This is a genomic window from Halococcus sp. PRR34 (assembly GCF_028617175.1).
Classification (GTDB): domain Archaea; phylum Halobacteriota; class Halobacteria; order Halobacteriales; family Halococcaceae; genus Halococcus; species Halococcus salifodinae.
In genome coordinates, this window is record NZ_JAQJDA010000046.1 from 1 (window position 1) to 6074 (window position 6074).

7 protein-coding genes and 1 pseudogene are annotated in these 6074 nt (G+C 59.2%); all 8 read left to right on the top strand.

Annotated features, from left to right (window positions below):
- Positions 1–74: 74 nt before the first annotated feature.
- Positions 75–215: pseudogene (locus PHA81_RS20550) on the top strand (DUF5821 family protein); the annotation flags it as partial.
- 187 nt (positions 216–402) lie between these two features.
- Positions 403–570 (top strand): DUF1931 domain-containing protein, encoded by a 168-nt coding sequence (locus PHA81_RS20555; protein ID WP_273838726.1) that lies wholly within the window; start codon positions 403–405, stop codon positions 568–570.
- Positions 571–624: 54 nt separating this feature from the next.
- Positions 625–2085: a DEAD/DEAH box helicase family protein gene (locus PHA81_RS20560; RefSeq protein ID WP_273838728.1), complete on the top strand. Its 1461-nt coding sequence runs from the start codon at positions 625–627 to the stop codon at positions 2083–2085.
- Positions 2086–2113: 28 nt separating this feature from the next.
- Positions 2114–3466: a DUF790 family protein gene (locus tag PHA81_RS20565; RefSeq protein ID WP_273838730.1), complete on the top strand. Its 1353-nt coding sequence runs from the start codon at positions 2114–2116 to the stop codon at positions 3464–3466.
- A gap of 95 nt (positions 3467–3561) precedes the next feature.
- Positions 3562–3732, top strand: a complete 171-nt coding sequence (locus PHA81_RS20570) for a hypothetical protein (protein ID WP_273838732.1) — start codon at positions 3562–3564, stop codon at positions 3730–3732.
- Between the two features lie 247 nt (positions 3733–3979).
- On the top strand, positions 3980–4552 hold the full coding sequence (locus PHA81_RS20575; protein ID WP_273838734.1) for a helix-turn-helix domain-containing protein: 573 nt from the start codon (positions 3980–3982) through the stop codon (positions 4550–4552).
- Positions 4552–5094: a hypothetical protein gene (locus PHA81_RS20580; RefSeq protein WP_273838736.1), complete on the top strand. Its 543-nt coding sequence runs from the start codon at positions 4552–4554 to the stop codon at positions 5092–5094. The genes PHA81_RS20575 and PHA81_RS20580 overlap by 1 nt, the downstream gene beginning before the upstream one ends.
- 3 nt (positions 5095–5097) lie before the next feature.
- Positions 5098–5520: a hypothetical protein gene (locus tag PHA81_RS20585; protein WP_273838738.1), complete on the top strand. Its 423-nt coding sequence runs from the start codon at positions 5098–5100 to the stop codon at positions 5518–5520.
- The last annotated feature ends 554 nt before the right edge of the window (positions 5521–6074 follow it).

The following is a 6074-nucleotide window of genomic DNA, read 5'->3' on the forward strand; positions in this document are numbered from 1 at the left end:
ACAAAGACTCCTCTTCCGCTTCATCTCAATCGTTCTAACGACTCACCCCGACGCCGTCGGCGGATTCAATAGAGCTGATCGAGACGGAAAAGGAGCCGATCGACGTAGGGCGTCCACGGCTGCGATTGCTGCTCGGCGACGAGCGGCTGCGTGAAGCGAATGCCGAAGAATTGGCGAGTGTGGCTGGGAGCCTGCTCTCGACGACTGGAGCGTAGTTCATCTGTTTCGGTCCGAGACCATGCTGAAGGCTCGCCTCTGACTGAGGGCATCAGCCCAGGGGGTTGCTTGCTATGCCCCAATCTCCACACCGTTCTCATTAGCAACAAGACGCGCTGAAATGGACGATTTCCACTTTCGACGTGCTTCGACAGGCTATAAGTAGCGACCAGCAGGAGATATGGCATGGCGAATACCATCGTCAAAGCGGCCGTGAAGGAGCATCTCGCAGACCAGAACGTCTCGTCGGATTTCTACGACGCCCTCGACGAGGAGGTGTCGGACCTGCTCGAAGACGCCGCCCAGCGTGCCGAGGACAACGACCGCAAGACCGTCCAGGCCCGCGACCTCTGATGCGGGCACTCCCCTAGCGTGACCGTGTTCGCCGGGGAACGGAGTAATCCACAGATGCGGGTCGAGTTCGACGGAGGCACACTCCTGCTTCGAGAGGCTAGCGAAGACGTTCCATATGTGGAGTGGGACGACCGAGTTGAGGAATACCGTGCGCCTGCGTATCGGTACCGCCCCCTGCTCGAATGGGCCGACGCGTGGAAGGACGAGGACTCCCCCTCCGCTGGACAAGAATCAGCCCACCAAGAGACCATCCAGTCGGCCACTGTTGCGGTCGAGGACACGGCTCGGGCATATCCCGCCCTCACGCTCGATCCGGCGCTCCAGATCGAGCCGCGCGAGTATCAGCAGGCAGCGCTCGATGCGTGGCGGACTCATGACCGTCGCGGTAGCGTCGTCCTTCCAACTGGAAGCGGGAAGACGTTTCTCGGCATTCAGGCGATCGCCGACGCTGGTGTCGCCACGCTAGTGGTCGCACCGACGATTGATCTGATGAACCAGTGGCACGCCACCCTCACCAACGCCTTCGGCGATCAACTTCCCCATCAGAGCCGGGACGGGACCAGCCAGACGGTCGGCGTGCTCGGTGGCGGTACCCACGAGATCAGACCCGTCACCGTCACGACCTACGACAGCGCGTATCGCTACATCGACGAGTACGGCGATCAGTTCGGTCTCCTGATCGCGGACGAAATTCACCACCTGCCAGCTCCGACCTATAGGCAAATCCCCGAGATGACCATCGCGCCGTATCGTCTGGGGTTGACAGCCACCTACGAACGGGCCGACGATGCTCACGAACTCCTCGAAGACACGGGTCTCATCGGCCCGGTCGTCTACGAAGAGGAGGTCGACGAACTCGCCGGGGAGTACCTCAGCGAGTACGAAACCATCCACATGCAGGTCGAGCTGAACGACGACGAGCGCTCTCAGTACGACGAGGAGTACGGCCTTTACCGCGAGTACGTCGATACGCACGAGTTCGACCTCTGGAAAGCCGAGGGCTATCAGGAGTTCCTCGCGCACACCTCATACGATTCTGATGGCCGTCGTGCACTGATCGCCAAGCAGCGCGCCGAGGAGCTCGCGCGCACGGCTACGAAGAAACTCGATACGCTGGATACGCTGCTCAAGCGCCATCACGACGACCGGACGATCATATTCACCGCGAACAACGACTTCGCCTACGAGATCTCCCAGGAGTTCATCGTCCCCTGCATCACCCATCAGACCAAGACCGACGAACGCACGGAGATCCTCGAACGATTTCGGAGTGGTGAGTACTCGATCTTGGCAACCTCGCAGGTGCTTGACGAGGGCATTGACGTGCCCGCCGCCAACGTCGGGATCATCCTTTCAGGGAGCGCGTCGAAACGCCAGTACGCCCAGCGCCTCGGCCGAATCCTTCGCCCGACCGACGACCGCCAGCCCGCGCGGCTCTACGAAATCATCGCCACGGATACGATGGAGAACTACGTCTCCCAGCGTCGCCGCGAAGGCATCGAGGCCGAAGCGTGACCGCGACCAGTAGAGTGAGGGAGAAGCCATGCTGACGGCTGATCTCGCGCGCTCACGAACATCCGACGGCGAGGTGACGCCACTGTCCATCGATCCCGACGATGTACGCTATCGGGAGACGGCGAGCGAGCTGATCGAGCTGTTCGAAACGCACGTGGGTGAGCCGAAAAGCGATCTCGATACGGCGATCGACCAGTTGACGGTAGCGGATACCGACTACAAGATCATCCAGGGGCTGGCGAAACTCCTGCGTGACGAGTGCGACTTCGAGACGGTAGCGGCAGCCGAGCCGCGTGAGATCCGCCAACGGCTGTTCGAGCGGGCGAATGACTCGTATCCAGTGGTCCGGCAGCCAACGCTCGATGCTGACACTCGTAAGCTCGACGTCTACACGGCGGTCGCCGACGAGCTCGGCATCTCACTCGCAGAGTGTCATCAGGGAATGTACGCGGATCTCGATGCGAATAACCGTCTCGTGCGCTTCGGCGATCAGGTCGCCGAGTCAGTCGAACTGGATGCCGATGGAACGACCAGCACGACCCAGCTGACTGGCCAGAGCGAGGAGGCGTACAAGGGTGAGGCACTCACCGTCGAGTGGCTGCTGCATCGGTACAACCTCGCGCTCGCGCAGGCAGTGCTCTACGACGCAACCGAGTTGCGCATTCGGGTATGGGACCACTTTTCGACGGTGTTCAGCTACGTGAAGCTGTTCGGGCTGATGCACCGAATCTATCCGCTCGACGAGCACGGCGAGCGCGTATCCAGCACGGATCTCGCGGAGGGGTACGAAGCGATCTTGGACGGTCCGGCCTCGCTGTTCCGGCAGTCGCGCAAGTACGGCATCCGGATGGCGAACTTCCTGCCTGCGTTGCCCCACTGCGAGCGGTGGGACCTCACGGCAGAGATTCTCACCGACGAGTCAGTCAACGAAACACGAGAATTGACGCTCGATCAGACGACGGGACTCCAGACACACTACAGCGGTGGCAGCCAGTTCGACAGCGATCTCGAACGCACGCTGGCGACCAAGTGGGAGCGGGCGAACACGGAGTGGGAACTGGTCCGCGAGGATGACGTGATCGATCTGGGAGCGGAGGTTCTGTTGCCGGACTTCGCGCTCGAACATCCCGACGGCCGCCGGGCAATCCTCGAGATAGTGGGCTTCTGGACGCCCGAATACCTCGAAGAGAAACTCGCCAAGATCCGCCAGGCCGATGTGGAGAATCTGGTGTTAGCGGTGTCCGAGGAACTGGACTGCACGAGCGAAGACATCGATCTCGAAGCCGACCGAGTGCTCTGGTTCAAGACCGGCATTCATGTCTACGATGTGGTCGACCTCGCTGAAGAGTATGCAATTCGGGCACCCTCTACTGGTTCCTGATACAGCCCTTCGTGATTTTCATCGGCAACTGCAGACAGAGCGTTCCAGATGTTTGGTTCACCGACCCTGAAGAACGGGAGTGCCTGACGGCCCTCGTGTTCGTTCGCGAGAGCACCGGGGGCGAGGACATCGCCGGACCCGACGACGATGGCGTCGGCGGGCGTCTGGAGGGCGGCCGCGAGCCTCGCAACACGCTCGGGGCGGTCAAAGGCGTTCTCGACATCGGAGTAGTGGAGGAGCGTTGGCACGCTATCACTTTGTCGTAACCGCGGGATATTGAACGTTCGAGTTCAGATGAGCACGAACCTCGGAATAGTTCGCCCGCTCGAGTTCGTCGCGCATTGCTTCACGAATCACGATTCGGAGTTCCTCTTTGGTTGTCTCTGTCGATGAGTAACGTACGGATAGAGACGTTGTGAGAGGAGGGGATCGACGGCCTCTATCGCTTCCCCTTCGAGCCAACCCTCAGATGGAGACAAGAGTTAATACGCTATACATGGAACATGTACTGTGATGGCAACATCGGATAACCAACCCGACGTCGCCCGAGCTGATCCGGAAGAGACGTTCAATGACTTCCTCACCTATGTTGAATTGTTGAACACGCCACAACTGGCCCGACTCTACACCTATATTCTGCGTGAAGGGCCCGTCGAGATTGAGACGCTCAAGACGGACCTCGATATGCCGCACTCAACCACCTACAAATACGTGGGACGCCTCGAAGAGATGGAATTGCTGACCCGGGATGAGGACGAGACGCCGACGAGGGTATCCGTCGAGCCGATTCAGTTGTTGCTGGATACCGAGCAGGGGGAAGTTGCCGCCTCGCCAACGCTTATCGACGCCATCGGCCGACAGCTCGACACGGAGGACATCGAACTGTTCGTCGACCGGCAGGGCATCGCCAAACTGGCTGCGGCGCTACACTACACGCTGCGCATCATGGATGGGGACTTCACCCAGCGGACGGCGGCGAACAAGCTTGACGTACATCCCGTCGAGGGGATGACGGTGTTCACTGCCCTCCAGGACGTGATCGAGGAGGCTGCCGCGTATGACCCGTATCTCAACCAGCCTGCGTGATGAGCCGAGAGCCAGAGATTCCGCCCAAGAGCACGGCCATCATCGACAGCAGCGTCCTGTTCGCGATGGGCGGTCCGGACAACGAGAAATATAGCGCCTTCGAGGAGTTCGTGACGGGCCGCGGTCTCACGGTCAAAGTGCCCGAGCAGGTTGCCGAAGAACTCGGTGAGGGGCCGGACGCGTATGTATATCAGCGTGAGCGGTTGCAGGCGGCACAGAATGCGGGCTGGCTGGAGTCCGGTCGGATCGACTTCTCGAAGCCGCGTGTTTCAGAGGTCGTAGACAAGACACGGGAGCGAATGGCGACGCTCTCTGCGGACGACGTCACCGAAGACGAGATCGAGCGGACGGATACCGTGCTTGCGGGGCTGGCATATCAGTACGCGACGGGGGGAGCGAGCAACGTTGCGATCTTCGTGAGTGATAGGATCGCTGAACAGGCGATCGGGGACGTACTGGCTGCGGTTGACGTCGGCGACACAACAGCAGTAATCGAAGGGCGCGCGTTCCTTGAGGAGTTGGTTGCTGATCAGTTCGGATGAGGGATGGAGTCGGTTCGTTATCCGTTTGACACTCCAGTCTGCGTGCTCTACGGGAGCGAGACAGAGATCGAAGCCGCCAGAGACATGGATTCCGATGAGGAGTGGCTCAGCGACCGAATTACCGAGTTCTCTCACGAGGGACAAGTTGTCGCCTTTCGGTTAGTGGAATTGCTCGAAGCCGCCGTGGACGTCCGAGAAGCGAATGAATTCCGCCTCTACAAGGAATTCAAACCGCAGAAGATTGAGCAGGCGCTGGAACACGTTTCCTGGGGGAGCCCACTCCCGGAGGTCGCAGGCGAGCTGATGTCGAACTTGATTCTCCGCCACTCCCTCCCGAACGCGAATCATCGAACGGGAATCGCCATGCTGCAGTTCTGTATCGAGAGCGTAGATCCAGACTTCGCGCATGCCGCGGACTCACCTTGACGACGAGACCCGGCAGGAGTGGGTCGACCCGTATATCGTCGACTTCAGGAGTCTCAGACAAGAAGTGAAAGTATGCTTATTGGAATCGCTGCTTTGTAGATTGGAACAAGATACATTAGTGTGGGGGTCATCCAACTTTGAGAATGAGTGCGGATCCGACATTCATATGCGGGCGATGTCAGCAGGAACTCCCAGCATGGAAAGAAGTCGAAAGCAGTGGACTATGTACAGCGTGTGCCGATAACGAAGAACAAGCGATCTGGTCGACGGATCAGGAAGATGGATCAGTCACGACGACGCTAGAGTCTCGTACTCCAGACAAGGTAGCCGAGATTGAGGGGAATGGGGCTACAGGCGATTCTACGAGCAGTTTGTCAGCAGAGGCAGAAGACAACCAAGTGTCGTCGACACCGGCCGATACTAAAGAATCTACCACCTCCTCTCAAACAGGACATAATGTTATCGATCCAAACTGGGATAGCCCGTTGCACGGTTTCGAAATCAGTTCGGAAATATCGTACAGCAGTCACTAATTACAGGAATAGTCACTTTCA